29 protein-coding genes and 1 pseudogene are annotated in these 26,495 nt (G+C 47.3%); 19 read left to right on the plus strand and 11 right to left on the minus strand.

The window, feature by feature from the left end:
- Positions 1-166: 166 nt before the first annotated feature.
- The 3 genes from H6F52_RS26545 (at position 167) to H6F52_RS21650 (ending at position 2,901) form a co-directional block, all read left to right on the plus strand.
- A complete protein-coding gene (locus H6F52_RS26545) occupies positions 167-745 on the plus strand; it encodes a hypothetical protein (protein ID WP_347276245.1) in 579 nt (192 codons plus the stop codon).
- 70 nt (positions 746-815) lie between these two features.
- Positions 816-2,180, plus strand: coding sequence for an amino acid permease (locus H6F52_RS21645; RefSeq protein WP_190536717.1), 1,365 nt, complete (start codon positions 816-818; stop codon positions 2,178-2,180).
- A gap of 34 nt (positions 2,181-2,214) precedes the next feature.
- Entirely contained in the window at positions 2,215-2,901 is a 687-nt protein-coding gene (locus H6F52_RS21650; protein ID WP_190430570.1) for a class I SAM-dependent methyltransferase, read from the plus strand.
- 253 nt (positions 2,902-3,154) lie between these two features.
- Here the strand turns inward: H6F52_RS21650 and H6F52_RS21655 are convergent, their stop codons facing one another.
- Positions 3,155-3,451 carry a hypothetical protein gene (locus tag H6F52_RS21655; RefSeq protein ID WP_190536718.1) on the minus strand — a complete coding sequence of 99 codons (297 nt, stop codon included), beginning with the start codon at positions 3,449-3,451 and terminating at the stop codon, positions 3,155-3,157.
- Between the two features lie 50 nt (positions 3,452-3,501).
- Between H6F52_RS21655 and H6F52_RS21660 the strand changes: the two genes are divergently transcribed.
- Positions 3,502-4,047, plus strand: a complete 546-nt coding sequence (locus H6F52_RS21660) for a pentapeptide repeat-containing protein (RefSeq protein ID WP_190536719.1) — start codon at positions 3,502-3,504, stop codon at positions 4,045-4,047.
- A gap of 49 nt (positions 4,048-4,096) precedes the next feature.
- Here the strand turns inward: H6F52_RS21660 and H6F52_RS21665 are convergent, their stop codons facing one another.
- Complete coding sequence (locus H6F52_RS21665; RefSeq protein WP_190414558.1) at positions 4,097-4,459, minus strand: metalloregulator ArsR/SmtB family transcription factor; 363 nt, start codon at positions 4,457-4,459, stop codon at positions 4,097-4,099.
- 397 nt (positions 4,460-4,856) lie between these two features.
- Between H6F52_RS21665 and trxA the strand changes: the two genes are divergently transcribed.
- Both trxA and H6F52_RS21675 read left to right on the plus strand, forming a co-directional pair.
- Positions 4,857-5,228, plus strand: a complete 372-nt coding sequence (gene trxA / locus H6F52_RS21670; RefSeq protein WP_190414557.1) for a thioredoxin — start codon at positions 4,857-4,859, stop codon at positions 5,226-5,228.
- A 126-nt stretch (positions 5,229-5,354) separates the two neighbouring features.
- Positions 5,355-6,461 carry an alkene reductase gene (locus H6F52_RS21675; RefSeq protein WP_190414556.1) on the plus strand — a complete coding sequence of 369 codons (1,107 nt, stop codon included), beginning with the start codon at positions 5,355-5,357 and terminating at the stop codon, positions 6,459-6,461.
- Positions 6,462-6,756: 295 nt separating this feature from the next.
- Here the strand turns inward: H6F52_RS21675 and H6F52_RS21680 are convergent.
- The 3 genes and pseudogenes from H6F52_RS21680 to H6F52_RS21690 all read right to left on the minus strand — a co-directional run bounded on the left by H6F52_RS21680 (position 6,757) and on the right by H6F52_RS21690 (position 9,170).
- Positions 6,757-7,439 (minus strand): annotated as a pseudogene (locus tag H6F52_RS21680) (SDR family oxidoreductase).
- A 99-nt stretch (positions 7,440-7,538) separates the two neighbouring features.
- Positions 7,539-8,390, minus strand: a complete 852-nt coding sequence (locus H6F52_RS21685; protein WP_190414555.1) for a pentapeptide repeat-containing protein — start codon at positions 8,388-8,390, stop codon at positions 7,539-7,541.
- A gap of 138 nt (positions 8,391-8,528) precedes the next feature.
- The gene (locus tag H6F52_RS21690) at positions 8,529-9,170 is read right to left on the minus strand and encodes a hypothetical protein (protein ID WP_190414554.1); all 642 of its coding nucleotides are present in this window, start codon (positions 9,168-9,170) and stop codon (positions 8,529-8,531) included.
- 276 nt (positions 9,171-9,446) lie between these two features.
- Between H6F52_RS21690 and H6F52_RS21695 the strand changes: the two genes are divergently transcribed.
- The 5 genes from H6F52_RS21695 to H6F52_RS21705 all read left to right on the plus strand — a co-directional run bounded on the left by H6F52_RS21695 (position 9,447) and on the right by H6F52_RS21705 (position 11,653).
- A complete protein-coding gene (locus H6F52_RS21695; protein WP_190414553.1) occupies positions 9,447-9,713 on the plus strand; it encodes a hypothetical protein in 267 nt (88 codons plus the stop codon).
- A 29-nt stretch (positions 9,714-9,742) separates the two neighbouring features.
- The gene (locus H6F52_RS26240) at positions 9,743-9,865 is read left to right on the plus strand and encodes a hypothetical protein (protein WP_277879377.1); all 123 of its coding nucleotides are present in this window, start codon (positions 9,743-9,745) and stop codon (positions 9,863-9,865) included.
- A 382-nt stretch (positions 9,866-10,247) separates the two neighbouring features.
- Positions 10,248-10,370, plus strand: a complete 123-nt coding sequence (locus tag H6F52_RS26245) for a hypothetical protein (RefSeq protein ID WP_277878744.1) — start codon at positions 10,248-10,250, stop codon at positions 10,368-10,370.
- Positions 10,371-10,423: 53 nt separating this feature from the next.
- Positions 10,424-11,164 (plus strand): DUF2993 domain-containing protein, encoded by a 741-nt coding sequence (locus H6F52_RS21700; protein WP_190430565.1) that lies wholly within the window; start codon positions 10,424-10,426, stop codon positions 11,162-11,164.
- A 141-nt stretch (positions 11,165-11,305) separates the two neighbouring features.
- On the plus strand, positions 11,306-11,653 hold the full coding sequence (locus tag H6F52_RS21705; protein ID WP_190414550.1) for an antibiotic biosynthesis monooxygenase: 348 nt from the start codon (positions 11,306-11,308) through the stop codon (positions 11,651-11,653).
- Here the strand turns inward: H6F52_RS21705 and H6F52_RS21710 are convergent.
- On the minus strand, positions 11,614-11,985 hold the full coding sequence (locus H6F52_RS21710) for a hypothetical protein (RefSeq protein WP_190536720.1): 372 nt from the start codon (positions 11,983-11,985) through the stop codon (positions 11,614-11,616). The genes H6F52_RS21705 and H6F52_RS21710 overlap by 40 nt on opposite strands.
- Positions 11,986-12,260: 275 nt before the next feature.
- Positions 12,261-12,755 (minus strand): peptidoglycan-binding protein, encoded by a 495-nt coding sequence (locus tag H6F52_RS21715; RefSeq protein ID WP_190536721.1) that lies wholly within the window; start codon positions 12,753-12,755, stop codon positions 12,261-12,263.
- A gap of 227 nt (positions 12,756-12,982) precedes the next feature.
- Here H6F52_RS21715 and H6F52_RS21720 point away from each other — a divergent pair, with 227 nt between their 5' ends.
- A complete protein-coding gene (locus H6F52_RS21720; RefSeq protein ID WP_190536722.1) occupies positions 12,983-13,156 on the plus strand; it encodes a hypothetical protein in 174 nt (57 codons plus the stop codon).
- Positions 13,153-13,599: a hypothetical protein gene (locus H6F52_RS21725; protein ID WP_190536723.1), complete on the plus strand. Its 447-nt coding sequence runs from the start codon at positions 13,153-13,155 to the stop codon at positions 13,597-13,599. The genes H6F52_RS21720 and H6F52_RS21725 overlap by 4 nt, the downstream gene beginning before the upstream one ends.
- Positions 13,600-13,696: 97 nt before the next feature.
- Here H6F52_RS21725 and H6F52_RS21730 read toward each other — a convergent pair whose 3' ends face one another.
- A complete protein-coding gene (locus H6F52_RS21730; RefSeq protein ID WP_190414545.1) occupies positions 13,697-13,921 on the minus strand; it encodes a hypothetical protein in 225 nt (74 codons plus the stop codon).
- A 531-nt stretch (positions 13,922-14,452) separates the two neighbouring features.
- On the opposite strand from H6F52_RS21730, the gene H6F52_RS21735 reads away from it, so the two are divergent.
- Complete coding sequence (locus H6F52_RS21735) at positions 14,453-15,040, plus strand: universal stress protein (RefSeq protein ID WP_242034026.1); 588 nt, start codon at positions 14,453-14,455, stop codon at positions 15,038-15,040.
- A gap of 517 nt (positions 15,041-15,557) precedes the next feature.
- On the opposite strand, the gene H6F52_RS21740 is transcribed toward H6F52_RS21735, so the two are convergent.
- Positions 15,558-15,755, minus strand: coding sequence for a hypothetical protein (locus H6F52_RS21740; RefSeq protein ID WP_190536724.1), 198 nt, complete (start codon positions 15,753-15,755; stop codon positions 15,558-15,560).
- Here H6F52_RS21740 and H6F52_RS21745 point away from each other — a divergent pair.
- From H6F52_RS21745 to H6F52_RS21760, 4 genes are all read left to right on the plus strand, one after another.
- Positions 15,754-17,319 (plus strand): adenylate/guanylate cyclase domain-containing protein, encoded by a 1,566-nt coding sequence (locus tag H6F52_RS21745; RefSeq protein ID WP_242034027.1) that lies wholly within the window; start codon positions 15,754-15,756, stop codon positions 17,317-17,319. The genes H6F52_RS21740 and H6F52_RS21745 overlap by 2 nt on opposite strands.
- A 306-nt stretch (positions 17,320-17,625) precedes the next feature.
- Positions 17,626-20,760, plus strand: coding sequence for a plasmid replication protein, CyRepA1 family (locus H6F52_RS21750; protein ID WP_190536725.1), 3,135 nt, complete (start codon positions 17,626-17,628; stop codon positions 20,758-20,760).
- Between the two features lie 401 nt (positions 20,761-21,161).
- Entirely contained in the window at positions 21,162-22,115 is a 954-nt protein-coding gene (locus H6F52_RS21755) for an isoaspartyl peptidase/L-asparaginase family protein (RefSeq protein WP_190536726.1), read from the plus strand.
- A 339-nt stretch (positions 22,116-22,454) separates the two neighbouring features.
- Positions 22,455-23,750 carry an ATP-grasp domain-containing protein gene (locus tag H6F52_RS21760; RefSeq protein WP_190525104.1) on the plus strand — a complete coding sequence of 432 codons (1,296 nt, stop codon included), beginning with the start codon at positions 22,455-22,457 and terminating at the stop codon, positions 23,748-23,750.
- Positions 23,751-23,946: 196 nt separating this feature from the next.
- Here the strand turns inward: H6F52_RS21760 and H6F52_RS21765 are convergent, their stop codons facing one another.
- The gene (locus H6F52_RS21765; RefSeq protein WP_190536727.1) at positions 23,947-24,477 is read right to left on the minus strand and encodes a DUF2243 domain-containing protein; all 531 of its coding nucleotides are present in this window, start codon (positions 24,475-24,477) and stop codon (positions 23,947-23,949) included.
- A 496-nt stretch (positions 24,478-24,973) separates the two neighbouring features.
- Here H6F52_RS21765 and H6F52_RS21770 point away from each other — a divergent pair, with 496 nt between their 5' ends.
- Positions 24,974-25,807 carry an SGNH/GDSL hydrolase family protein gene (locus H6F52_RS21770; protein WP_190536728.1) on the plus strand — a complete coding sequence of 278 codons (834 nt, stop codon included), beginning with the start codon at positions 24,974-24,976 and terminating at the stop codon, positions 25,805-25,807.
- Here the strand turns inward: H6F52_RS21770 and H6F52_RS21775 are convergent.
- Positions 25,779-26,489, minus strand: coding sequence for an alpha/beta hydrolase-fold protein (locus H6F52_RS21775; protein ID WP_190536729.1), 711 nt, complete (start codon positions 26,487-26,489; stop codon positions 25,779-25,781). The genes H6F52_RS21770 and H6F52_RS21775 overlap by 29 nt on opposite strands.
- Positions 26,490-26,495: the final 6 nt, after the last annotated feature.

A 26,495-nucleotide genomic window follows, 5' to 3' on the forward strand; every position in this document is an offset into this window, starting at 1 on the left:
TTCAGGTTCACCTGATTCTGTTGTAAAGGTACTGACAGAATCAACAATTCAAGAGCAAGATTTTTCAGAAATAAAATTGCCAACTGCCACTGCATCAGCCGAGGCGAATCAATCTCCATCTAACCTTTCTAGCGAGACAAAGCAGGAAATTCCTGAGAAAACAGCGATCGCAACCTCAGATGCGGTAAACCCAGAGCAGATTGTAGACAAAAGGGTGAAAACGTCTGCGTCGGCTTTGACTGTTGAACCTTCAACACCTCAACTCCCAGAAGCAGCGACGACTGAAACCACAGCGCCGGAAATCGCTCAAGTGGATGTAATACCTGGTAGAGCTACTCGCTCTGGCCCAAGTTATATCGGGGTTGCAGGCAACATTGGGTTGGGTGGCGATACAACTTTGAGTGAAGGTGCCTTTGCAGTCATTAGCAAAATTGGACTCACTCGGAATTTTTCTGTGCGACCCGCTGCTTTATTTGGCGATAATACAGTTTTTCTGGTTCCACTTACTTACGATTTCCCCTCTCAAGGAGTGGAACAAATCAGATACCGTGTAGCCCCTTATATTGGAGGCGGAGTGGCGATTTCAACGGGTGACGATAGCACTATTGGCGCACTGATTACGGGCGGGGTCGATGTTCCATTATCATCCCAATTCACCGCAACCGCTGGCGTGAATGTCGGTTTTGTTGATGAAACAGAGGTGGGATTATTAATCGGAGTTGGTTACACTTTCTCCGGATTGTAAACCGACTTTGCTTTAATCTTTTCACATCGCAACTCAAAGAAATTACGATCGCAACGGTGAAGGTGCCAGAATGAGCAGACGGGTAAACGACAGTCTCCCAAATCAAGTCTTCGCGGTAAGCAAAACAGCAGCACCCAAGCCAGCGCTGGCTTTCGTAGACGCGATCGCCCTAATTGTTGGCATCGTGATTGGTGCCGGGATTTTCGAGACGCCCTCTCTAGTCGCCGCTGCTTCTGGGAGTGAAGTGGTTGCACTTTCCCTGTGGATTCTGGGTGGCGGGATGTCCTTAGTCGGCGCATTGTGCTACGCAGAATTGGCAACGGCATATCCTCACGCTGGGGGCAATTACTTTTACTTGATGCGTGCTTTCGGCAAAAACATCGCCTTCTTTTTTGCTTGGGCGCGAATGACGGTGATTCAAACAGGTTCGATTGCCCTGTTGGCGTTCGTATTCGGAGACTATGCCTCGCAATTACTGCGCCTTGGGAATTATTCATCCTCACTTTACGCAGGGATTGCGATCGCCCTGTTGACAGGTTTAAATATCATCGGCGTTCAGCAAGGAAAGTGGGCGCAGAATTGGCTAACAGTCGCCAAAGTGGGTGGCTTGCTGTTGGTGGTAATTGGGGGTTTAGCCTTTGCCGTTCCCAGTCTCCCGGAGGTGCCTGCTGCACCGGCAACATCCCAAACAAACTTTGGGATGGCAATGCTTTTCGTGCTGTTGTCCTATGGCGGCTGGAATGAAGCGGCTTATATCTCAGCCGAGTTACGCAACGTCAATCGAAACATGGTGCGATCGCTGCTAGTGAGTATCGGCATCATCACGACAATTTACTTAGCGATAAACTTCGCGTACATCCACGGTTTAGGATTGGCGAACATGGCAGCCTCAGAAGCCGTAGCAGCGGATTTGATGCGTCGTGCAGTTGGCGAACCCGGTGCTTGGTTTATCAGCTTCCTGATTGCCATTTCCACCTTAGGGGCGATCAACGCCACGATTTTCACCGGCGCACGTACCAATTACGCCCTCGGACAAGATTTTTCCTTGTTCAGCTTCCTCGGACGCTGGCACCATCGCGCCAGTACGCCAGCCAATGCCTTGCTAGTGCAGGGTGCGATCGCGTTAGCCCTCGTGTTTCTGGGAACTCTCACCCGCGAAGGCTTTAAAACGATGGTGGACTACACTGCGCCGGTGTTCTGGTTCTTCTTCCTGCTATCGGGTATCTCGCTGTTAGTGTTACGAGTTCGAGAACCGCAAGTAGTGCGACCCTTCCGCGTCCCTCTCTATCCTCTAACGCCCCTACTTTTTTGTGCAATCTGTGCTTATTTACTCTACTCCAGCGTTGCCTATACAGGGGTTGGGGCGCTTGTCGGAGTGGCTGTCGCGATCGCTGGCGCACCGCTATTGCTGTTATCTCGTCGTCGGCAAATTTGAACAAAACGTTAACAACTCAAAAGGAGAAGATGCAATGCAATTACAACAAATTAAGCTGTTGCTGGTTGCTAGTTTGAGTGCGGGTAGCTTCTTGTTCGCAGGCTGCACCCAACAACGCCAGTTTGATGCACAAACTCAACCCGATCTTCAAGCCCAAGCGCCCACCGCACCGACCGCACCGAGTGTTCAAGTCGAAGCACCCGCAACCGACGTTCAAACCCAACAACAGCCAGCGGATGTGCCCTTTGTACCAACCCCCGAAGTCGTCGTCGCCGAAATGCTTAAACAGGGGCAGGTAAAAGGGAACGATGTACTCTACGACCTCGGCAGTGGCGATGGACGAATCGTGATTACTGCTGCAAAACAATTTGGCACTCGCGGAACTGGTGTAGATATCAATCCGCAACTGGTTCAAGAAAGTCGAGAAAATGCCCAAAAAGCGGGTGTAAGCGATCGCGTGCGGTTTTTACAACAAGATTTATTCGCCACTGACCTCAGCGATGCCACGGTGGTAACGCTGTACCTGCTTCCTGAGGTGAACTTGCGGCTGCGACCGAAGCTCCTCAAGGAACTTAAACCAGGCACTCGCATTGTTTCGCACAACTACGACATGGGTGAATGGAAACCTGAGAAAGTAGTGCAGGTAGAAAGTAGCCCCGGTCGCCAGCATACTATTTACTCCTGGGTTGTGCCTGAAACTGTCCCGGATAATTTGAAATAACCGGGATATCCTGTTGCTAGTTCCATCCAGCCGAACTAATCTTGCTGATACTATTTCACCAATAATCTGCAACAGCTCCCTTAACGGCATCTTAAAAGGGAGAAGTTAGCCTCCCTTTTAAGATGCTGTTGGCGAATTCCAAAAAATTAATCTTAGGGGCGCTTATTTAGGGGCGCACCGATAAGCGCCCCTAAGCGATTAAACACTTTCTAGAACAGAATAGGAGTGCTGTTATTCTCACCATTTCCAGCGTTCACGAAATTATCCTTAAGCCAGAATAGGTTGGTTTTACTGCCAGAAAGGCGGCATAGAAAATTTTATGCGATCGCGCCGAAATACTAAAGGTATTGGGGTCAATGCTACGGGGCTGGGTGCCACAGTTACGCGCATCTACATGACTTAGAAGCAAAGGCTGAGGTAGAAAGTTTATATCCCAAGGTTTCGGGCAAGTCCGCCGGAATAAATGGCAGCATCGGTGGCATTTTTGGCATCTGACGAAGCTACTTACATCACAAGCTAAACTCGGTTTTTTGACGGTGGGTTGACGCATTATCCCGCCTTTGGCGAGTCTTAGTCATAAGAAAATAGGAGGTATTCACGATGAATTTCAAAAACATTGTACAGCTATATACAGCCGGAAAAAGGAACTTTAGAAAAGCAGATTTATATAAGGCAAAATTAGCTTTTGTCTGCTTAAATGAAGCAAATTTTAGCAAAGCGAATCTATGTTTGGCGAACTTGAGAGGGTCAGATTTGCGCGGAGTCAATTTCAGCGAAGCAGACTTAACAGGGGCAAACTTACGTCAAGCAGACCTCACTGAAGCTAACTTAGGGGCAGCGAATTTAAGTAAGGTAAATCTTCGCGGAGCAAATCTAACCAGAGCAAATTTGGAAGGGGCAAATTTGGAAGAAGCCGTGTTAGGTGAGGCAAACCTGAACCAAACAAACCTGAGATACGCCAACTTATCTAAAGCCAAGCTAATGGGTGCCATCCTTACTGGGGCAATTTTACTAGGAACAAACCTAAGTAAATCTATTTTACTCAGGGCAAATTTAACGCAAGCAAGTTTAATTGAAACCAACCTCAGTGAAGCTGTCTTAACTGAAGCCAGAATGCCTGACGGAAAAGTTCACGACTACGCTTAAGTACGCAAGGAAAACCTATATTCCTTGCAAAATCATCAACATACAGCGGTTAGTTGGATCTGGAATTATTTTCAACTGTGGTTGTTTCTAGCTGTTTGGGTGTAAAACTGGCGAAGCAATCAAACAGTAACTCCCGTTTCAGCGAGTTGTACTTGGTTTGACCTTCCTTTCGGATCTGGATTAATCCTGCTTCCGCCAGTGTCTTGGAATGGTGACAGAAGAGAGCTAAACTAATCCCTAAATAATTGGCTATTTCGCTGCCGCTCATTTCCTCACAAGAAGCTAACATCTCCACAATCCTCAAACGTGTTGGATCGGAGAGAGCTGCAAAGATTTTAGCCCGAAGTTCTATGTCTTGAACGGCAGCTTGAGACGCAGAGGGCAGTTGAACGCTATGGTTGTTATCGATCATGGGAAGTAGGGGTTACTAAAAGAAGCCACGAGAAAGCCCCAACAAGACTCTGCATTACTCCTGATGTCAACGCTAAAAGAAGGTTGAACGACGGTATAGGCGTGTCTGACGTAGATGTATGCCGTTGGCGAAAACTCACCGTCTTACTTCTATTTTACGTCTTGGCGCTCAGTATTGAAGTAGTTAAACAACCACTTGACTATTGGGGAAAGATTGTTCTAGTATTTAGTCAAATGGTTGTTTAACTACTAAACCCTTTAGGGGATTGAAACCAGATTGGTAACTTTTAGCAGCGAGTTGAGTGGATGCGATCGCATGAAATGATGCAATGCGCTTTCTGCAACAGCTGCTGATACTCTCCTCACCTTGATCTACAGCCTGAAGGAGGCTGGAAACCATGTCAGACAACGCGAAATATGTCACCTTGACCGAAGACAACTTTGAAACCGAAGTCCTCGCAAGTTCAGTTCCAGTTGTGGTAGATTTCTGGGCGGCTTGGTGTGGTCCTTGCCGGATGCTCAACCCATTAGTTGCAGAATTAGCTGCCAATTTTGAAGGAATTGCTAAGGTTGGCAAGCTGAATATTGACGCCTATGGACACATCGCTACACAATACAACATCCAAGCCGTGCCAACGCTTCTGTTCTTCAAAGATGGTGTGGTGGTGGATCGAACCACTGGCGTAGCTCCTTTGGAAGTGCTGTCTGACAAGCTTCAAGCTTTACTTCCACAGAACAACTTAACCACAAAGCCAGTAGCGATTAACTAACTATCTAGTTGGTTGGCGGTGCGGGTAATTCTTATCCGCACTGCTCATACACTAGCTAGCTAGAGTTCCTGATGTCTGCGTTGTGCAATCAAAAACTGTAATGTCATTCCAATGGAGATTAAGTCAATGAGCGAGAATATCAATCTTTTCTCAACTGTTCAGCTGGGTTCTTTAGAACTTCCCAATCGAATCGTGATGGCTCCCTTAACCCGGATGCGTGCGGGAGCGGGAAATGTTCCTAGAGCGATGAATGCGACTTATTATGCACAACGGGCATCAGCGGGGTTAATTATCGCAGAAGCCACTCAAGTATCGCCTCAAGGACAGGGATATGCGAATACCCCAGGCATTCACTCAGCAGAACAGGTGGCAGGATGGCAACTGGTGACAGATGCAGTTCATGCTCGTGGGGGGCGGATTTTCTTACAGTTGTGGCACGTTGGGCGGATTTCTCACCCCTTACTGCAACCAGGAGGAGAACTGCCAGTAGCGCCCAGCGCGATCGCACCAGAAGGTGAAGCAATCACTCTTGAAGGGCCAAAACCCTTCGTCACGCCTCGTGCCCTAGAAACTGAAGAGATTCCAGGAATCGTCGAACAATACCGCAAAGGGGCAGAAAATGCCTTAGCTGCTGGATTTGACGGGGTTGAAATTCATAGTGCCAACGGTTATCTCCTTGACCAGTTTCTTGAGGATGGGACGAACAAACGAACCGACCAATATGGCGGTTCAATTGAGAACCGCGCCCGACTTTTGATGGAAGTGACTGAAGCAGTCGTCAGTGTTTGGGGTGGACAACGGGTAGGAATTCGCCTCTCCCCAAGCGGTACTTTCAACAGTATGTCTGACTCCAATCCATCTGCTTTGTTCAGTTATGTAGCCGATTCACTCAACCGTTTCAACCTCGCTTATCTCCACATCGTTGAGCCAAGAACCGATGGCAATACTAGCCTCGATAACTCTACAGGAGGCTTGTTTACCGAATACTTCCGTCCTATCTTCAAAGGGACTTTAATCGCCGCAGGAGGATATGACCGCGACTTAGGGAATGCTGTTTTGGCTTCTGGCAATGCAGATTTGGTGGCTTATGGAAGACTGTATATTGCTAATCCAGATTTACCAGAACGTTTTGCACTCAATACTTCCCTAAATAAGCCAGATCGCTCCACCTTTTATGGTGGCGATGAGAAGGGATATATTGACTATCCAAGCCTTGAATTACAGACAGCTTGAGTTGATTTATTTCCTCACAGAGAACCTCCTCCCCACCCCCTTTCCTTTAAAGAGCTACGGTCTACACACAAGTGACTTGTTTTGCTCATCAAAGCGCTCCCAGACCTGACAAGAACAGCCCCTTCCCTATAAAGGAAGGGGAGCCATATTCAAAGCCCCTCTCCGTTCACAGAGAGGGGTTTGGGGTGAGGTTCCGAGTGTATATTGCACTCACGTGAGAACCCCTATAGTACAAAGAGAAGTAAAGTTTATTTCTGTCTTTAATTCTCGTTCATAGATTAACCGCATAGAAAGGTTATGAAGGAACTGTCAGCGACACACCATTGTCTTTTGGTGTTCTTTGCAATAAAAACGGAACCGCTTTTTTAACCCAATCTTTTACTGCTGTGTAAGCAGCCGCTTCTTCTCCAAAACAAGTCTCTAACATATCGGTATGAATAATGCCTGGGTTGAGGGGAATCGCTGCCATTCCCGAAGGTAATTCTTGAGCCAACGATTGAGTTAATCCTTCAATTGCCCACTTAGAAGCACAGTAGGGTGCAACTTCAGGCGACGTGGAGCGACCCCACCCTGAACTCAAGTTGACAATGATGCCATTGTTCTTTTGAATCATGGCTGGAACAAAGGAGCGGATTACATTCGCGACTCCTTTAATATTGACATCAATGAGTCGAGAAAATTCCGCGCTATCAACTTTCCAAAGCGGGGCGGGTTGATTGATTAATGCGGCATTATTAATTAATAAATCAGGGGATGAGTAGTTATTTAAAAGTTGCTCAGCCCAGGTTTTTACTTGATATTCATCCGCAACATCTACGCTGGAAAAATGATGGGGCGTTCCAAATTTTCGCTCAAGTTTCTGTGTTGCTTCTGTGGACGGGCGCACCCACAAACTGTATGACCTTGCTCAATAAATTTTTCAGTCATAGCAAGACCGAGACCCCGACTTACCCCTGTAATTACAATCAGTTTTTTCATGAGTTAGACTAATTTAGGATTTTAGATTTGGGATTTTTGAAGGGTCTGGCGGGAAGAAGCCATGAATCGCATTTCTACAACCCAAAATTTAATTGCCAGCTAAGGGTGAATTGTGCCATCAGGCATGATTGCTTTTTGGAGTATCGTCCGCGTCAGGTTAACGCCGGTGAGGTTAGCGCCGGTAAGATTCGCCGCAGTGAGGTTAGCGCCGGTGAGATTAGCACCCCTCAAGTTCGCTTTGTTCAAATTAGCGCCGGAGAGGTTCGATTTGCTGAGGTTAGTCCATCTGAAATCAGCCTGAGTCAGGTTCGCTTCGCTCAAGTTAGACCTAAAGAGATAAGCACCATTGAAGTGAGCCTCGATTAAGTTTGCTTTGTGTAGGTCAGCTTTGTAAAGGTAAGCTCCTAGTAGTTCAGCGTCGTAAAGATTAGCATTACTGAGATCGACGGCTATTAGGTTCGCTGCCATCAAGTTAGCTTCGCTGAGGTTCGTTCTAGCCAGCTTTGCTGCACCGAGATCGGCTTTGTGAAGATTAGCGCTTCTGAGATCGGTGCCGATCAGGTTCGCGTTAGTTAGATTCGCTCTTCTTAGGTTAGCGCCTCTGAGGTCAGCCCCGATCAGGTTCGCATCGCCCAGATCGGCATCGCTGAGGTTGGCTTTGCTGAGGTTCGCAATGCTGAGGTTCGCTTCACTCAGGTTTGCCTCCATTAGGGAAGCGGAGTGGAGATTTGCATCGCTGAGGGTAGCATGGCTGAGGTTAGCGGCGATGAGTAAACTATTGCCCAGATCCGCCCTTCTCAGGTTAGCGCCTGTGAGGATTGCGCCTCTGAGGTTGACCCCTCTGAGGTTGGCTTCGCTCAAATCAGGTTCTATTTGTCGGTTTTTTCTTCTCCACTCAATCCATTTCACTGCACCGTTCTGAAGTAGTGCAAGATGCTCTAGATTTGCCATTTGGATTTCCTTTGCTTAACCCACCAGTGCTAACGCATTGACTTTAATCTGAAGTGGCTTTCTTTGAAAGCAAGCGATCGCCCATTTGTAAAGAGCGATCGCATTCCGCTTCTCTCCCTCGTCATCCACATTGTTTCGCTATTCTTGACGCCAACTAGCAGGATTTTCACGACCAGGCACGCCTTCTAGCGCCACCAACGCCGCCGCAGAACCCGCCAGAATATCCTGTTCTGCTCCGCCCAAATAGAGGCGTCCGAAGCTTCCCACAGCTTGCACTTCCAAGATGTTAATTGCCGCCGCTTTCTCCGCCGCATTCGCCGCCAGTGCTGCATAAGCGGCAGGTTGAACTTCTAATACATAAAGCGTTTGTCCTGCCAGAAGTAGCTGTCCTCGCCGCGTGCGATTGATCAACTGCGTTTGGTGAGCATCAATGTTGCGGATAATCTGGCTAGAAACGACGTGCGGCTTGAGACATTCATTTCGATGCACTCCCAGCGCCTCCAAAATGGCTTTACCCGCCGCCCGCGTCTCCCCTTGGCGGCTGGAATGCACTTCTAGTAGCCCGTATAGTCGTTCGACCACCTGCACCCCTGGACGTACAGAGGCAGCTTTGAGGGCAACATCAGTAATCCGGTTAATTTCAATGCCCGGTGAGATTTCAATCCACAGCGACGTATCTCCTGGCAATGGCAAGAACCCTAGTGCTACCGTCCCCATGTAAGCTGCGTGCTGAGGCTGCAAGCTGTCTAGAAATACGTAACTGCGTAGTTCTATGCCCAAGGTAATTAACTCCGGAAGTTAGAAAAAAGGAATCGGGTGCAACATCTGAGTTTACCGCGATCTCAGATCGCCAGAAGCTGCATCTGGTCAGCCAATAAGAGAAGCGATCGCTTCCCGCCGAAGGACTCTCCCATTTAGGGATTTGAAGACTCACGCAACCAGGGTTCTACCTATTTATAGACAATCGGGTTCTACCCCTTTATAGACACAACCACCCAGACAGGCGCGTTAGCTTAATTCACATAAGTTAACAATAAAAGAATACACCTTTAAGTTATGATGCCTAACCTGTTTGAAGCAACCAAAGAATATTGGCGCAAATTAGATCAGTTAGAAGCTGCCTATGAAAAGGGCGAAGTCTCGATTGAAGAGGTAGATGCTAAAGTTCAATTGCTCATGGCTGAACTCGGACGAGAACGCCGTGCAGCGTTTACCTATGTTTTTTATGGCTTGCGCCGTCTTTGGGATGAGCAACGGGAAACCATTGTTGGGGTGGCAATTCTCGGAGTTCTCGCGGTTTTCCTTCAAATTGAATACACCTAAAATTCCTAAATCGGGTCTGATACTCAGGGATGGCGTGGGTTGTTCTGGATGAATCCCGATCGGGGATTGTAAAGATGACCGACGCTTCGGAAACCTGGAATGTGTTGGGTGTGTCACGTTACAAAAGAGCGATCGCCCAGAAACCAGCTTAATATTGTAGCCGCCGAGCGATTTTCCTCCGTCTGGGCGCTCATCAACCATAATGTAAAGATTTTTATCTAGCGCGTGTCAGTTGATCAAGTGTCACGTACTAGAGTATTGGCTCGATTGAACAAGCGATATTCTTTAGTTGTGTGAGGAGCAAGTTTAGAAGAAAAAGCGTCTGGGGTCGAAACACGGCAAGACTCCCAGGCGCTTTTTCATATCTGTCAAAATCCTTCAACAACGAACTACAGCCCAGATTCATAGCTTATCTTGTCTCCAGAAACGACACATTTAGACTGATAAGCAGGTAGGCAATACTTTGAGATCGGGAATGGATGGAGCGTTTTACCTCTTCCCAAACCCTCTCCAATCCCCAGAGGAACTGTGAAAATGGCTCTGGCTCCCGTTCCCTGCATGGGAACGGGTTGGGGGTTAGGTTTGTCAGAGCCAAAAAATATTGGACTAGATGATTTATTACATTTTGTTTATTCCGAGATGCAGATACGCTGCTGAGTGATGAGCGTCTAGAGTAACCAGTATCAGCACACTTCTTGAGATTAAGCACTATGACAGACGAGCCACGCCTAGAGGAGCAGGCCCTCTCCCAGGCTGTCGAAATGGGGTTATCTAGCCAGATGGATAGCGTAGAGAACATCAATGTAGATGTCCGAACCGATTTGCTGAAGATGGCTCAAGGAAAGGCTAATTCAGTTTCGGTTGAAGGTCGGGGTCTGGCGATTCAGAAAGATATTCGCGTGCAGGAAATGGAATTGCACGCCGATAATATTGCGATCAATCTATTTGACGCGATTTTCGGGCAGATTAAGCTGAACCATCCGCTAGACGCGACTGCCCGTGTTGTCCTCACCGAACAAGATATCAACCGCGCTTTAAACTCAGACTACATCCGCAGCAAGTTTCAAAGCATGGAGTTGAATGCAGATGGTCAACTCGTGACCTTGGAACCGCAAGAACTGGAAATGCATCTGCCGGGTGAGGGCAAGATGGAATTCAGTGGAAAAATGCTACTGCATGACGTGGATAAGGCTCGACAAGTCGGTTTCGCCGCCGTAGTGCGTCCGCGCACTTCTTCAACGCCAATCTTGTTGGAGGGGTTTAGCTGTAATCCTGGACAAGGCATTTCACTGGAACTCACGATCGCCTTGATGGAGAAGTTAGGAGAACTGGCAAACTTGCCCTATTTTGACCTCCAAGGGATGGCAATCCGCATTAAGGAGATGGATGTACAAGAGGGTAGTTTAACCCTTTATACCGAAGCCTACATCAAGCAAATTCCCGATCAATGATCGAGGATGAAGGGCGCGATAGCGAAGCGCTGCTGCTTTCAGCAGATCGCATCCATCAAGCGGTTCTCCCTTCAACCCATTAGCGTACCGTAGGCTTAGCCCCGACAAAACCGCGATAACCCCAGCTTCTAGGAGGAAACCATGACAGAGTTTCAAGATTTTTTAAAGCACAAATTTGCCTATGTTGCGATTGGAGAATTCAAACCTGGCAAATTTGATGAGGCTGAGCAACTCTATGAAAAAGCTGTCTCAACGTACACGCACGGCTTTAAGGGGTCCTACTTACTGCAAGAACCGGGGACTGACCGAGGAATCGCTATTATTCTTTGGGAGAGTGTCGAAGATATGCAAGCCAATCAAAGCGAGGCATACCAAGCCATCTTAAATCAGATGAATCCTTTGTTTGAGGAAGCGCCGACCACTGCTTTCTATGAAATTGTCAGTGAAATTCAGCCTACAAATGCAAGTGGTGAATCCCCATCCATATAATCAACCCGAAAAAGCGATCGCTCTATCCGGTCGGAGACATTTGAGTCATTTGATGTCAAAAGCTTTCTCGCGGGCACTCCTGACTCCAACTTGATGGCGAGATCGATGAGGAATCGCACATGACCAATGGTTGAAGCAAGGCCAGCTTCGTTTACAGGACACCCAAACCGGGGGAAGGATTCTTGGGGATGTTGCCAACGCAACCATAGCTTTCCATCAATCACTTTTGTGCTAATTGACCAGCCTTTATATTGGCTGGGAACTTCTTTAACGTCAGTATCAAGGACGTTGGATGTTACTGAGGGTTGGGGTTGACTCGGTGGGATCATCATTAGGGCACGGGAACTTAATGCCCTAAATATCGGTGAAAATACTATGGCGAATCGTGATTCAACCCGCAAGCAAAAGTGATTGTTTAAAAAGATTTAGGTGACAGAACTTTGGAACCCCTCGTGATGCACCTCGGATGGTGAGTGTGAGGTGCATCACATTCGCAAGCAGGAGAGCGGTTTGGTAGAATTCAGCGGGTGGCGTCGCCATGTCAAAATCTACGGCTAGCGATCGCTTGAAATATGCAAGTATTGAAAAGCGTGTCCACGCAACCGGCTCAACACCCCCCAATTTGTTGACGCACCTTACTCAACCCATACCAGGTTTTTTCGCCCACAATTCCATCTGCTAATAGACCGCTACGCAGTTGAAAGGATCTCACAGCAGCTTCAGTGCGTGGCCCGAAGATTCCATTCACTTCTTCATCAAAATCACCAGATAAAGACAGTACACTCTGAAGCGTGATGACTATCTCACCTTTAGCGCCTCGTTTCAGCACTGGCATATTTACGGGAGCGCCGCTGTAGAGAGCTTGCCAGGTCATTTGACCCACGACGCCATCTTCTTTGAGAAACATCCAATTTTGAAAAACAAGAACGGCAAATTCGACTTCTTCATTAAAGTTTCCGTTAATAGCTCCGTTATAAGCAAACCTTTTAGTTAATAGTTGTTGTAATTCTTTTACTGCGGCTCCAGAGTTCCCTATTTGCAGTACGGGCTTATTGAGTTGAGCTGGTTTGACTGATATTTGAGTTGATTCTTTAGCAAGCATGGCTTAACTCTCTTTGAATTCCTGTGTTTGACTATTCCAAACTAACCAAAGCGTTCTCCCTTCCACCTCGCACGCTCAGTTCATGCAACTGGATATTTCAATATCCCGCTTGTTGGTCACCCATTAGCAGGAGGTGATAAAAACTACTGAGTGGCTCCTTGATTCGCTCCCAGGAACCAGAGACGGCTTGGTCGAGAAGGTTTGTCCCAACTTAAGTTGGCAGTCTTATGATGGGTTTATGGCGCGTCAAGACATCGACTTGCGTCGAGTTGGGAAGTGGGATTTTTGCTTTTTATGATTCGTGGCAGCAGTTTTGGTTATTCTTGTCAGGCGTGACCTATGACAGTAGCAAGAGCAAATCTGCTCTTGAGGTGCGATCGCATCCACGGCTAAACCGATGAAGGTAATTCAGCAAACTTTTACATTACTCACCCTGCGAGAACGCCCAGTTGGCATTTGGATGCTGAGTAGTTTTACCGCTGTTTTAGGGCTTCTCGTTTTTATCTCTTCCAATTGGCCGATTGATTTTTTTGGATTGTTCTGCATTTTTTGCGCTAACTTGATGATGTTTGGAAGTCCGGTGAAGACTTGCCGGTTTGATAAACATCTCAATCGAGTAATTCTCAAACAAAAAGGCTGGTTGGGAACTCAAGTAACGGGTTATTCAATTGACAAGATTACGGGGGTTCAAGTAGAAGAATCTAACTTAGGAGGAATTCGCTTTTACCGGCTTACGCTGACGCTTTTATCAGGACAGCGATTTTATTTAACTCCGATTCCCAGCACTGACTGGCAATTACAACAAAGTTTGGCTAGCTACATCCAGCAATTTCTCAGCCATTAAAGTGGCGGCAAAAACGCTATGAGCGACTCTTTTGGGTAGACGCGATCGCGTGTCTTCAAAGCGAGGCGTTCGCCTACCCCTGACAAGTCTGTGCTATTTACCAATCCACCTCATCCGCATCAATCCGTTGGAGCTGAGAATGATGAGGAAAATCATACCAGCCATCATCGGTTGTGTAGCCTATGCGATCGCCCGCCTCGTATTTCACCACTACCCCTTCCGTACAAAAGTCCAAGCGCCTGACTCGACACCCAACCGGAAACTGCTCAACCAGTTTGGGTGAGATGCAGGGTTTGAGAGCGACCGCGCTAGTGTTCACCATTTTCAGACCTCGGCGCGAAGAGTGCTGCCACGAGCAATGCTAGTTTGAGTGTAGCCCCTTCACTCCACTACTGCTAGTGTTGCTAATTCTAGTAAAGTGTGTTTAACCCTACCAGTGGGGCTGGGATCAACTAAAGGAAAGGTAGAGGATCGTTGCGGGACGCTGATTTCACAAGCTTTTCCGGGGAAAAACGGTATCAAATTAAACAATCTTCACGGTAGGTAATTGGCGATCGCAGCATTGCTATGTAGTTGTCACCCTGATGTCACATTTGCATGAGTAAACTTTATGTAGGCATAGGGTAATTGCTTCTGACATATCCATCAGTTAAAGAACGATGTCCTCTCAGCAGAAGGAATGAGAGGGCATTTTTTTATGGATAGCGATCGCGACTGGGATTGGCAACGATACCCTGGTTGGGAAAGCTAGTCCTCGGCTACCAGACAAGTAAAGCGCTAGACCAGTTGCTCTTTGGCATTCCTGCCCAGTCTCGACTAATTTGGTCGAAGAGTATCATCTGCACCTCTGATAATGGAGGAACTGGTAGTCATAGCCCAAACCGCAAGGAGAGCTAAACATCCAGGCTTCGCTGGTCAAGAAGTGCTGCATTCTGGCAACAAAAACAGGTTGGGACTGGTGTGTATGTTTTACAAAATTCTCGTGGCAATGGATAGCTCTGAAATCGGCAAGCAAGTCTTTGATGAAGCCGTATCCTTAGCGAAAGCGTTCCATGCCAGTCTGATGCTATTGCACGTCCTATCTGCGAATGAAGAGGGCAGTCCGGGGATTCCTGGCATGCCCGGTCTGGATTACTATCCTTGGCGACGCGATGATGTCCCAAGCGACTATCGACAGCAGTGGGATGCATTTGAAAGTCAATACTTGGCGCTACTGCGATCGCGTGCAGATGAAGCAACGAAGGCAGGAATTAGTACCGAATTCACCCAAAGCCTTGGCAGTCGGGGTGAAAACATCTGTGACTTAGCCCAAACTTGGGGTGCCGATCTCATCGTAATGGGGCGTCGGGGTCGTTCTGCAATTGGTGAGTTAGTTCTCGGTAGCGTCAGCAATTACGTCCTCCATCATGCCCCCTGCTCGGTTCTGGTTGTCCATCGTTGAGTTTGTAAATAACACGGTTTGGTTGTTTTAGAGGAACGAGGGCAAGACGAGCAACAGCGATCGCAGCATTGCTATTTACTTGTCATACCCCTGTCACATTGCCGACTTATGCTTGTTTTTAAGAAGCATGGTGAAAACCCTTCTCACACCCATCAGTTAGACGATGCCCTTTCAGCGGAAGAGATGAGAGGGCATTTTTTTTACTAAGCGATCGCGCAAGTGAATGTCACTCATTTGAGCTACCTCAAATAAGGTTCGCTCAAAAAAGCGACTGGAAACCCACCTTGAACAATCGCTATACATAAATCTATCTACCACTCAAGAACTGCTTACTCATCAGTGAGATTCTGCCTTCTTTATAGAAGGCTTTTTTGTGAAATTGCGATTCATCCCAATGAGCGTAGGGACACGGCATTGCCATTGGGACATGGCAATGCATCTGGATTCATCTTGGCATCTCGTAGCGGCGAGGCATTGGGTAATAATTCCTCCCCGACTAAAAAATTGGCTGAGTTTGTCAGTTCATCTGAAAATGCCCCGGAAACAGCTCAATTTGTAAAGCATAGTGGTAAGAAATCACTGAAATACTTATCTTTTTCGCACAATGATGAGTAAGACACACTGCCGTAGGAATCGGTAAAACCAGAAGCCGGGAAGCGATCGCTGTAAAACCATGCCAACAACGATTGGCTTTCCCCATCAAGGAGGCGGACATGGCATCCCGTTATGGATTGGTTGATAGGAGTCAATTAAACTGGCTCATTCTTTATCGTCTAGGGATGATCGCCTGTGCGCCACTCGCTGCCGAGTTGATTGGCAGTGCATTTAATATCTGGTACAACCTGACCCAGATTCAATCGCTGCTGACTCCCGCGCAGAATAGAGTCTTTGTCAATACTCTGTTGGTTTACAACGTTGTCGTCTACCCAGTCGCTCTGTCCCTCTGGGTGCAGCTCGTGCTGTCGCTACAACGACCTTTACAACAGATCCTACACCAGCAAACCTTGAGAGCCGAGCATCTGATTAAAGCCAGACAACGAGCGATTAATCTGCCGTGGTGGGGAATGCTTATAGCTGGAATCGGTTGGCTGTTGTGCATTCCCGTATTTATACTTGCCCTGCATTATGCTCCGGGAACGCTCGACCGGCGCGTATTCTTGCATCTGTCGATTTCGGTGATCGTTGCAGCGCTGATTGCTATCCCTCAAGGTTTTTTTATCGTTGAGCTGTTTACCCAGCGACTGTTATACCCGTTGCTGTTTCAAGAAGCTCACCCGGCGGAAACACCGGGGGCTTTCCCCCTCTCGCTGCGGCAACGAGGACTCGTGTGGGCAATATCGGCTGGGGTATGCCCGATCGCTTCGCTATTACTTTTAAGCTTGACTTATCGTTCATCCGCAACGCCCGACCCCTGGTTTACCATATCCGTCGGGGTGTTGGGTATGGTCTTCGGGTTTAGCAGTGCTTGGATGGTCGGTCAATTAGTCGTTGAACCAGTAGAAATGCTACAGCAAGCGGCTCGCGCTGTGGCAGCCGGGAACCTTAACATTCACATCAAATTGCTGCGAGCTGACGAATTTGGCCCCTTAATTGATGATTTTAACGACATGATTGAGGAGTTGCGAGACAAACAACGCTTGCAAGAAACCTTTGGTCGTCATGTCGGTCAAACAGCCGCTCAACAGATTCTCCAGCGCGATCCCAGCTTAGGCGGGGTCGAGCAGGAATTAACAATTGTGTTTGCTGACATCCGCAACTTTACAGCCCGCTGCGCGGTTTCTTCTCCTCAGCAAGTCGTGACCATGCTGAACTTGTTCCTGACTGAAATGGTAAAAATTGTTGAGCAGGAACATGGGGGGATGGTAAACAAATTCTTAGGGGATGGATTTATGGCGCTGTTTGGCGTCGGAGATGATCCCCACAATCATGCTACCAAGGCTGTTGCAGCGGCTCAAAAAATGCTCCTCAGCCTGCAATTTATTAATAGCGACTTAGCAAAACAGGGACAAGCTCCTTTAGCAATGGGAATTGGCATTCATACGGGATCTGTGGTGTTAGGCAGTATCGGCTCACCCCAGCGATTGGAGTACACTGCGATCGGAGATCCGGTGAACGTCGCCTCGCGGATCGAATCTTTGACCAAAGAACTTGGAAAACCGTTGCTGCTGAGTGCAGCGACTCATAAGCAATTACCCTCGACGATTTCGACTCAAGAATTGCCTCCCCAGCAGGTAAAGGGGCAACCCCACCCGATTATTGTGTATTGCCTAAAGGAATAGTCGGTATTCATGGCGGCAATTCTCATTTGGGTGCAGTACGGTTGAACCCCACCCCTGCCCCTCCCCGTAAACGAGGAGGAATTCAAGATCCCCTCTCCGTCAAGGTCAAGGGGCTGGGGGTGAGGTTCCGAAATTTCTCGCCCTGGTGCGCTCTGTTGGGGAACGGTACCGGAAAAAACTACGATTTTACAAGGGTTTCAGGAGCTGTGTCTGTGAATTATGCCTCCACGCTTTAGCTGTTTAATCGGCTGGTTCGTGGTACGGTTTTAGATCCGTTGATGTCTCAAGAGTTTTATACTCCTCCAAATGCATCCACCCAGCCTAAACCCCAAACACTTTCAGGAATTAGCCTTAGACAGCGGTATTGACCGCGATCTGGCTTTACTCAACTTCATCTCATTGGAAGGAGATGCCTTTTATGAGTATTTGTTGATCTCCAATCGCATTCCCCGGACGAATACTGGGATGGTGAGCAGTTGGTGGCTGCATCGCTATGCTCATGGGGCGAAAGGAGGCTGGTGGTGTTCGGGACTCGATCCCCTTAACGATTGGCGGTTGATGGAGTGGGGGTGTTATAAGCCGAACCATCCCAGACCAGATAAAAAGGGTAAACTCATCAAGTACGAGCATCCGCCCTGCACGCCGACACGGATTTTTTGTCTGAGAGTGCCGCTTCATATCTGGCAGCAGACGGCATCCCGCTACGGTGTCCCAATGCCAGAGAAGATTGCGATCGCTCAAAACGGAGAAGCGCTGGGATTTTGGCAGTGGGTGCTAGAGATGAAAATCCCGACGATCCTTTGCGAGGGAGCCAAAAAAGCAGCGGCTTTGTTAACCCAAGGATATGCTGCGATCGCTTTACCGGGCATTACTAGCGGCTACCGCGTCACCAAAGACTTTCAAGGCAATGTTCTTAGCCGACAATTAATTCCAGACCTTCTGGCGTTCACGCGACTCAAACGCACTTTTTTTATCTGCTTTGACTACGAAACTCAACCCAAGACCATCAAAGCAGTCAATCAAGCGCAAACTCAACTGGGCGAACTGTTAGAGGAACAAAAGTGCCCGGTCAAAATTATCCGGCTTCCCGGATTACAAAAAGGCGTTGATGATTTTATAGTCGCCCAAGGCGCTGCCGCCTTCCAGGCCGTCTATGAAGCCAGCCTCAACTTAGAAACTGACCTGGCCAAAAGCAAACCCCACACCGAGTTAACCTATTCCCCCGCACTCACCCTCAACCGGCGCTACCTGGAAAAATTGCCTTTTCCCACCTCTGGATTAGTCGGAATCAAGTCTGCGAAAGGAACCGGGAAAACCACTGCGCTGGTATCTCTGATTCAACAAGCGAAAAATAGAGGCGATCGCGTCCTGCTACTCACCCATAGAATCCAACTAGGGCAGTTCTTGTGCGAAAAAATTGGAGTGAACTGGATTAATCACCGCACACTCGAAAAGCGGGAAAAAAACTCGCATAACTTATTGCCCATTGCCCCATCGTTAGGACTCTGTATTGATTCCATTTGGAAGCTAAACCCAGAACATTGGCAAGGCGCGATCGTGATTCTGGATGAAGTTGAGCAATCCTTATGGCATCTCCTCAACAGCGACACTTGTAAAGACAAGCGAATCAAGATATTAAGAGTCTTCCAGCAGCTAATTTCCACTGTCCTGCAAACTGGCGGTTTGGTTATTGCCCAAGATGCTGACTTATCAGACCTTTCCCTAGACTACCTGAAAGGACTCGCAGGCATTAAAATTGAGCCGTGGGTTGTATTGAATGAGTGGAAGCCTGATGGCTGGGATGTCACCTTCCACAACACCCCAAACCCTACTCTGCTAATTCAACAGTTGGAACTCGATCTGATAGCCGGACGAAAGTGTTATGTTACAACCGATAGTCGTTCTGGTCGTTACAGTTCAGAAACCATCGATCGCTACATCAAACAACGTCTAGAACAGTTCCTTCGACAATACCCCAAGACATTAGTAGTTAGTTCCCAAACAACCAACACTCCCGGTCATGAGGCGGTCAATTTTGTTGAAGATATCAATCAAAAAGCCTTAGATTATGATGCAGTTTTTGTGACTCCTAGCCTAGGTACGGGAGTCAGCATTGATGTAGAACATTTTGACCGGGTTTATGGTATTTTTCAAGGGGTAATTCCCGACTCGGAAGCACGACAAGCATTAGCCAGAGTTCGTCAGAGCGTGCCGCGAATTGTTTGGTGTGCCAAACGAGGCATTGGCATGATTGGCAGTGGTAGTAAGAATTATCGGGTACTGTCTCACTGGTACCAGGAAAATCAGAAAGAAAACCTAGCTTTGATGAGTCCGCTTCATCCAGTTGATGTTGATTTGCCTTTAGTTTATGACTTAATTCACCTCAGAAGTTGGGCAAAATTTGCAGCCAGAGTAAATGCTTCGATTACTCTGTACCGTCAATCGATGTTAGAAGGATTAATCGCTGAAGGACATCAGGTAAATGTCATGAGCGATGCTCCCCCTCACGAGCGTCTCAGAGAGCTACGGATGGCGCTTTTAGCAGCAGCTCCTCGCGATTGGGAAACTTCTAAGAAGCTGGTTCGAGAAATTGTTAAAATTCAACAAGAATTTGAAGTGCGCCGCAAAAAGACTAAATCTATCAAGCATCAAATTGTCAAAATTCGGAATCAAATTGAATTACAAGCAGCGAGTGCAGTTGCGAATTCTCCAGACATTGAGCGCAGAGAATATGAGCGTCTGTTAACCAAGCGTTCTTTGACAGATGAGGAGCGAAATCAAGTGCAGAAATACATCTTGAAACAGCGCTATGGGGTAGAAGTGACTCCTCAATTAAAGTTACGGGACGATCGGGGATATTATTCACAGTTGTTGGTTCACTACTATTTGACTCACGAAAGCGAGTATTTTCAACTACAAGATCAACAAGAATGGCATCAGCAGTTGGAAAGAGGCGAGGGTAAAGTTTTCCTGCCAGATTTGAACACTTACACTTTGAAAATAGAGGCACTTAGAGCATTAGGAGTGCTGCAATTTATCCATTCGGAGCGTGAATTTAAAGAAACTGATTTAGACTTAGTTGAACTCAAAGCGACTGCACTCCGGTGTAGCAAACACATTAAACGTGCTATCGGAATCAGCATTCCGATGGAAACCGAAAAAGAGCGCCTAAGTTGCATAAAAGTGCTTAGCAAGGTTTTGAATTTACTCGGCTTAAAGCTAAGGTCATTTAAAAGAAAAGAAAATGGATATAAAAATCCATTAAAAGTTTATAAAATTGACTCAAAAACTCTTGATGATGGCAGGAACGAAATCTTTGAAGCGTGGCGTTACAGGGAAGGCTTGATAGAGGAGAGTGTTTCCAACCAGAGAGTTTTCACCCTGAAATCTGAAAGATGTACTACCCCATACAAACCAGCGCTATTTCATTCCCAGCGATAAACGGATGAACGGGGAGCAACACCGATGCAACAACCAGCAATTTTAAGAGTTTTTGTATTTAAAGTTACAAAATTAGTTCATACAGAATTCAGCCTTAAGTGCAAGTAAGACATTCTATAGGGATGAAGCTGTAAGTTAAAGGCTGCCCTTAAATGTAAAACAGGGAACAAACGACGGGGAATATTACCTGTAGGGAATTCCAACCACTAGACACAGCGATCGCAATCGGGTCAATAGCCAAACCCGGCTTTAGCTGAGCAAGCTCCCTAAGCAGTCTTTCTTTACGCTGCTAGGTGCTTAGGCTTACTTAGGCTAACGCAGGGATGAGTGCGATTGTTTCACAAAGCCGTTTGCGCGCTCGCATTTACATACATCTAACCAGAATTTAGAAATAGGCACGTATGACAATAAGCATAATTGTTCATGGTGGAGCAAAAACCATTACAGAGGGCAAGGTTGAAGCCAATCATGCAGGCTGCTTGGCAGCAGTAGAAGCAGGTTGGACAGTGCTTCGCAGTGGAGGCAGTGCTGGAGAAGCCGTTGAGGCAGCCATCCGTGTTCTCGAAACTGACCAGACGTTTAACGCCGGATTTGGTGCAACTCTCAACAGTGAAGGAGAGGTAGAGCTAGACGCGGCGATGATGGAGGGCGATCGCTTAGGTTGGGGAGCGGTAGCAGCAGTTCAAGGAGTGCGTCATCCAATCTCGGTGGCACACAAGATTATGGATGAAAAAGCCCGGCTCCTAGTGGCGCGGAGCGGCGAACGCTTCGCTGTTGAACACGGGATGGAGATGTGTGCAAAAGAAGACCTGATCAGTAAGGAGCAGCAGCAGGAGTGGGAAGAGGAGCAGGAAGTTATCGACCGTCCTAACACTGTCGGTTGTGTAGCTCTAGATGCTAGCGGCACCATAGTTGCCGGAACCTCCACTGGGGGCACTACAGGTCAGCCACAGGGTCGCGTTGGCGACACAGCCCTGGTTGGTTGCGGCTTATACGCTGATAACCACTTGGGCGGTTGCTCAACGACGGGTGATGGCGAGTCAATTATCCCAGTGGTTCTTGCCAAGACAGCGATTGATTTTTTGGCTGGAGACACCCATCCAGAGGAAGCAGCACAGAAGGCGATTGACACTCTTGTCTCTAAGGTTGAAGGAGAGGCTGGCTGCATCCTGATAGACCGTCAGGGACGTATTGGGTGGTCGTACAACTCGTCTGACATGGCGGTAGCTTATATGACCGCAGAAATGGACAAACCAGTGGCGTTTATCAAGAAAGAAGAAGAAAACAACTCAAAAGTAGCATCCTTTGAGCCACATACAGAACAGATGCAGACGCCTCACTCACCAGCCGCATAATCGAGTTGGCTACCCATTTAAGACGGGATGGAACCCCACCCCAACCTTTGTGAGATGGTAGCAGTTCAGATACCCGGCTTCTTGGAGAAGTCGGGTATCTCGTATTCAGTTCAGCTCAGATTGAGGCGGTGATGCAAGTAGCTAGAAAAGCTCAAATTGCTGAATGATAACAATTCATTCTCTAACTAAAAGTTGTGTGGGCATTTTATCAGCTTTGCTTATCTTCCCATTTCTCCTGAAGTGAATACTCCCTAGGAAGATGATAGAAAAATTGGTTTGTTGAGAGAATACTGATTGTTTGCTGTGCAGCCTGCTTTTGCTTCATAGGGGTAATTTTTTATGAACTCAACATACGACTTTCAATACTTTCAGGGGAATTCTCTTTCCGATCTGTTTGCTCAAGACATCACAGATGGGCGGTATGCATTTATCCTAAATTACCCGGCGACTGCGACTTGGGCTGCTTACCCTAACAATAAAAAATACTATATTCAAGACGGTAGTAGTGAAGCCACCAAAACTTCCTTCGATAAAATTTGCCAGAAGGAACCTTGGAAAAATCTAGCGGTGTTAGGCGATCTCCTTCCAGGAGTTATCATCAGTTCGCCAGAAGACGCGCTGATTAACTATTGGCGGGAACATTTTGGTTTCAGCTACAAAAACATAGAGAGGATAGACTGCTCAACTTATCTGGATGAACTCAGCCAGATAGATACTCCGGAAGAATCTCAAAGCGATCGCTTTGACAAACTCATCACTCTATTTCCCTTCGATCATCTCAAACCAGAAAAACACGCTGTTCATCCGGATACTCACTACCGCTTGCTTAGCAAAGTAGCGCTAGCCGATCTGGGGATACAATGTCCAAAATATAAAACCTACAATCTGCACCAAATTAGCCTGGAAGACATTCAGCTACCACAATTCCCATACTTGATCAAAACCTCCCACGGACTCTCAGGCGAAGGTACTTATATTATCAAAAGCGCCAGCGAGTTAAACTACTGCTTGCATGAATTAAGGAAATACCTAGAGATTAAGTTTGTGGATACGATTATTGTTTCGGAATTTGTCAAGAATGAAGTGCAGAACTACTGCGTGCAGTTCTATGTCAGCAAGACAGGAGAGATTACGCTGATTGGCACTACAACCCAACTTGTCACTCCAGAAGGCAATTATTTAGGAGGACTCATTCACTACCGAGAAACCGACATGAGCAAGTTCTTTGAGATGATTGCTGCGGTTGGTAAGTATGCTCATCAACAGGGGTATTTCGGCGTGATTGGCTTTGATGTATTGGAAGATAAAGACGGACAACTCTATGCAATCGATGCCAATTTTCGAGTGAATGGATCGACTCCACTCTGCTTACAGCGTCATACTTTGCTGGGACTGGGAAAAGAAGTCGCTAAGTATTCTAGCGATTATCGGATGGATGGGACATTAGAGTCCATTCTTGCCACGTTGAAACCAGAATTGGAGCGTAAAGATTTTACGATATTGTCAGCTTTGGAGAAGGTTAAATACGGGAAAATTTACACCGAAATTTACGGAATTGTTGCTGGAGAAACGACCGAAGAAATGCAACAGATCGAGCAGAGTTTACAACATAAAGGATTACACATACTCAGTTAGAGGTTACTGGAGAGCTGATTTAAATACCGGGTATTAACTGTTGAATCTTTGTCAATAGTTATACTCTATGTATTCAGAACCCCGACTTCTTAGAGAAGTCGGGGTTCTGACGTTCACGAATCAGTAGGACTGCTTCATATATAAGGTCTGCCTAGTAGCAATAATGACTGTTCTCAATACTGACTCGCTCAAACTTCTACGTTTCAGCTTCATTTTTATTCGATTTTGCTGATTGCAATACTATCCAACCAGCACTAGCGATTAAGGAACTAATCACTAAAAAGCCAATATCATAAGCTAACGTATACGAACCCGGTCTGACATGATGAATGCCTAAAATTTGATGATCGATAACTCCTTCAATAAGATTGAACGCTCCAAATCCTAGTAATAGTGAACCAATAAAGGTTGGTGCTGACAAAGAATGACTTTGTTTTGCGGCTCGCCAAAACAGAAAAAGCCCAATTAATGTTAATAGCCAATCAAACAGATGAAACAACCCATCGCCAAGAGTATTTAGTTCCAAACCGGCAACAGTAGCATCAGTTTTAACACTCGAAAACATATGATGCCATTGTAATAATTGATGAATGACAATCCCATCAAAAAATCCAGCCTGACCCATTCCTAACACAATACCAGCCACAATCAGAGGGCGGCGATCGCGCTGATGGACGGAAGAATTTCCTTGGCTACTCGCCTGGGATGTAGTTTGGTTTGAAGTCATGGCAATACCTCTGTAACAACCTCAGCGCGTACATCACTCGCAACGAAAACGAATTCTTGAGTGCGGTTCGTTATTGACGATGGGGAGAAGAATTTGACTCCCAGAAAATAAACGGAAGCGGAAACAGACCTATCTTCGGGATTAGGCTGCTTTAATTGTTTCACTTCCTCTCAGAAATTACATCTAACTCCTAGAGGATTGACGATTGTTTTTTGGTATACAAGCTAGGCAAATTCCCTTGCGTTAAACAGCGATCGCATTTTAGGCTATTGGCAAAATCCACACTAGAAAGTATTCGGTTGCGTCCTCCGCTGCTGAAGTCAGCTTGTTAGCCTAGAGAAGCGACAAATCGCCAACATCTTTACTGAAAATTAGAACCACCAATAATTGTTGAAGTTGGTTTTAATCAGGTAAAAATAGCACTCTTCGGATCTTTCAAGAAAGAACCAAGAAAGAACGGAATTTTATCAGCAGGACTTGAGACCTGATTTTTGTCATGGCTGTACTCACAACATCTATTCAGAACACTCATCCGATTACAGAACTCTATGTGTTTGGCGACAGTCTCTCGGATGCGGGGACGGTGTTCCGAGCGACAGGAGGAATGTATCCACCCAACCCACCTTACTTTCAGGGGCGTTACTCAAATGGTCGGGTTTGGGTTGAGTATCTGGCTCTGCGCCTGGATCTCGCCTCTAATCAAACCAAAAATTTTGCTTACGGAGGAGCAACTTCAGGAAACGATCGCAACAGTTTTGTCCCTGGTTTGCTAGCTCAGGTGCAATCGTTTATCCAAACACATCAACCGCTGAATTCAGAAGCGCTGTATGTGTTATGGGCGGGGGGAAATGATTATTTACAGGGAGTCGAGCTAGCCACAATTCCTGTTGAAAATATCACTAAAGCGATCGCTTCTCTGGCTGATAAGGGTGCTAAAAAGCTCTTAGTGGTAAACTTGCCCGATTTGGGACATCTGCCGACTACCCGAACCAGTGCAAATGCTGCCAGACTGAGTGCATTAACCCAAGCCCATAATCAGGGTTTGAGGCGATCGCTCAAGGTAGCTCAGCAGCATTCCAACTTTCAGATTGCGACTCTAGATGCCAATCGGCTGTATCGAGAAGCGATCGCGAATCCGGCAGCGTTTGGCTTTACCAATGTCCTCAATGCGTGTTTGGCTGGCGCTGGCACCAGCGGTAGTCCAGACCAGTTTTTGTTCTGGGATGGCATTCATCCAACAACAGCGACTCATCGCATTTTAGGGGAAACTGCCTTTGCCGCGATTCAAGAAGCAGGGATGCTCAATTCTCCTTCGGTGCTGTTTGGGTAAACCACTCCATTGAAGCTTGAGCGATCGCACTCGGAACCGTGTGGGGTCCGTTGAACTCGTGATACTGCACGTCATAGCTTGCCCGTTGTAACTGCGGCACAATCCGGCGGCTGCATCGCTCAATCGGCAACACCGTGTCCCCCTTCCCGTGAGAAATAAATACCTGCGGCTTCCCTTCCTGTGCCGCAGGAGCCATGAATCCCGGTGAGAAGGCAATGATGTGGCTAAACAAGTCGCCATTGGTAATGCCCACTGAAAGGGCGTAGGAAGCCCCATCAGAGAAACCCGCGATCGCTACCTGATTTGGAGCGATCGCGTAACGGCTGAAGGTTTGTGCCAGCGCCCGGTCAATAAAAGTAATATCGGCACCGTACCCACTCCGAATCACGTCCCAAGTTTGTCGGCGCGAGTCTACTGCCAACAAAATTGTCTGGAAGGGATCTGCCAGATGGCGGACGATATTCAGCGCCCCTTCTGAATCGCCTCCTGCCCCATGCAACATCAACACCAGTGGCGCGGGGCGGTCTGCCCGATAGCTTTTGGGTACATAGATGAAACCATCCCGCTGTCCGTCCAGGCCTAGGGGATGCAATCCGGGAGTTGCGGTTGCGGTGGGGCGAGTTGGACGGGATAATAATCGTCCGTCTGTAGCGGAAGAATCAGCTTGCTTTGAACTTTCCATTGTCAA

It is taken from the genome of Coleofasciculus sp. FACHB-542, from assembly GCF_014695825.1.
Classification (GTDB): domain Bacteria; phylum Cyanobacteriota; class Cyanobacteriia; order Cyanobacteriales; family FACHB-T130; genus FACHB-T130.

Bases quoted from the DNA above. Each gene is read 5' to 3' on its own strand.
- H6F52_RS21645 (WP_190536717.1), top strand. From the start codon at position 816: ATGAGCAGACGGGTAAACGACAGTCTCCCAAATCAAGTCTTCGCGGTA.
- H6F52_RS21650 (WP_190430570.1), top strand. From the start codon at position 2,215: ATGCAATTACAACAAATTAAGCTGTTGCTGGTTGCTAGTTTGAGTGCG.
- H6F52_RS21655 (WP_190536718.1), bottom strand. From the start codon at position 3,451: ATGCGTCAACCCACCGTCAAAAAACCGAGTTTAGCTTGTGATGTAAGT.
- H6F52_RS21660 (WP_190536719.1), top strand. From the start codon at position 3,502: ATGAATTTCAAAAACATTGTACAGCTATATACAGCCGGAAAAAGGAAC.
- H6F52_RS21665 (WP_190414558.1), bottom strand. From the start codon at position 4,459: ATGATCGATAACAACCATAGCGTTCAACTGCCCTCTGCGTCTCAAGCT.
- trxA (WP_190414557.1), top strand. From the start codon at position 4,857: ATGTCAGACAACGCGAAATATGTCACCTTGACCGAAGACAACTTTGAA.
- H6F52_RS21675 (WP_190414556.1), top strand. From the start codon at position 5,355: ATGAGCGAGAATATCAATCTTTTCTCAACTGTTCAGCTGGGTTCTTTA.
- H6F52_RS21685 (WP_190414555.1), bottom strand. From the start codon at position 8,390: ATGGCAAATCTAGAGCATCTTGCACTACTTCAGAACGGTGCAGTGAAA.
- H6F52_RS21695 (WP_190414553.1), top strand. From the start codon at position 9,447: ATGATGCCTAACCTGTTTGAAGCAACCAAAGAATATTGGCGCAAATTA.
- H6F52_RS26240 (WP_277879377.1), top strand. From the start codon at position 9,743: ATGGCGTGGGTTGTTCTGGATGAATCCCGATCGGGGATTGTAAAGATG.
- H6F52_RS26245 (WP_277878744.1), top strand. From the start codon at position 10,248: ATGGCTCTGGCTCCCGTTCCCTGCATGGGAACGGGTTGGGGGTTAGGT.
- H6F52_RS21700 (WP_190430565.1), top strand. From the start codon at position 10,424: ATGACAGACGAGCCACGCCTAGAGGAGCAGGCCCTCTCCCAGGCTGTC.
- H6F52_RS21705 (WP_190414550.1), top strand. From the start codon at position 11,306: ATGACAGAGTTTCAAGATTTTTTAAAGCACAAATTTGCCTATGTTGCG.
- H6F52_RS21710 (WP_190536720.1), bottom strand. From the start codon at position 11,985: ATGATGATCCCACCGAGTCAACCCCAACCCTCAGTAACATCCAACGTC.
- H6F52_RS21715 (WP_190536721.1), bottom strand. From the start codon at position 12,755: ATGCTTGCTAAAGAATCAACTCAAATATCAGTCAAACCAGCTCAACTC.
- H6F52_RS21720 (WP_190536722.1), top strand. From the start codon at position 12,983: ATGATGGGTTTATGGCGCGTCAAGACATCGACTTGCGTCGAGTTGGGA.
- H6F52_RS21725 (WP_190536723.1), top strand. From the start codon at position 13,153: ATGAAGGTAATTCAGCAAACTTTTACATTACTCACCCTGCGAGAACGC.
- H6F52_RS21730 (WP_190414545.1), bottom strand. From the start codon at position 13,921: ATGGTGAACACTAGCGCGGTCGCTCTCAAACCCTGCATCTCACCCAAA.
- H6F52_RS21735 (WP_242034026.1), top strand. From the start codon at position 14,453: ATGGAGGAACTGGTAGTCATAGCCCAAACCGCAAGGAGAGCTAAACAT.
- H6F52_RS21745 (WP_242034027.1), top strand. From the start codon at position 15,754: ATGGCATCCCGTTATGGATTGGTTGATAGGAGTCAATTAAACTGGCTC.
- H6F52_RS21740 (WP_190536724.1), bottom strand. From the start codon at position 15,755: ATGTCCGCCTCCTTGATGGGGAAAGCCAATCGTTGTTGGCATGGTTTT.
- H6F52_RS21750 (WP_190536725.1), top strand. From the start codon at position 17,626: ATGCATCCACCCAGCCTAAACCCCAAACACTTTCAGGAATTAGCCTTA.
- H6F52_RS21755 (WP_190536726.1), top strand. From the start codon at position 21,162: ATGACAATAAGCATAATTGTTCATGGTGGAGCAAAAACCATTACAGAG.
- H6F52_RS21760 (WP_190525104.1), top strand. From the start codon at position 22,455: ATGAACTCAACATACGACTTTCAATACTTTCAGGGGAATTCTCTTTCC.
- H6F52_RS21765 (WP_190536727.1), bottom strand. From the start codon at position 24,477: ATGACTTCAAACCAAACTACATCCCAGGCGAGTAGCCAAGGAAATTCT.
- H6F52_RS21770 (WP_190536728.1), top strand. From the start codon at position 24,974: ATGGCTGTACTCACAACATCTATTCAGAACACTCATCCGATTACAGAA.
- H6F52_RS21775 (WP_190536729.1), bottom strand. From the start codon at position 26,489: ATGGAAAGTTCAAAGCAAGCTGATTCTTCCGCTACAGACGGACGATTA.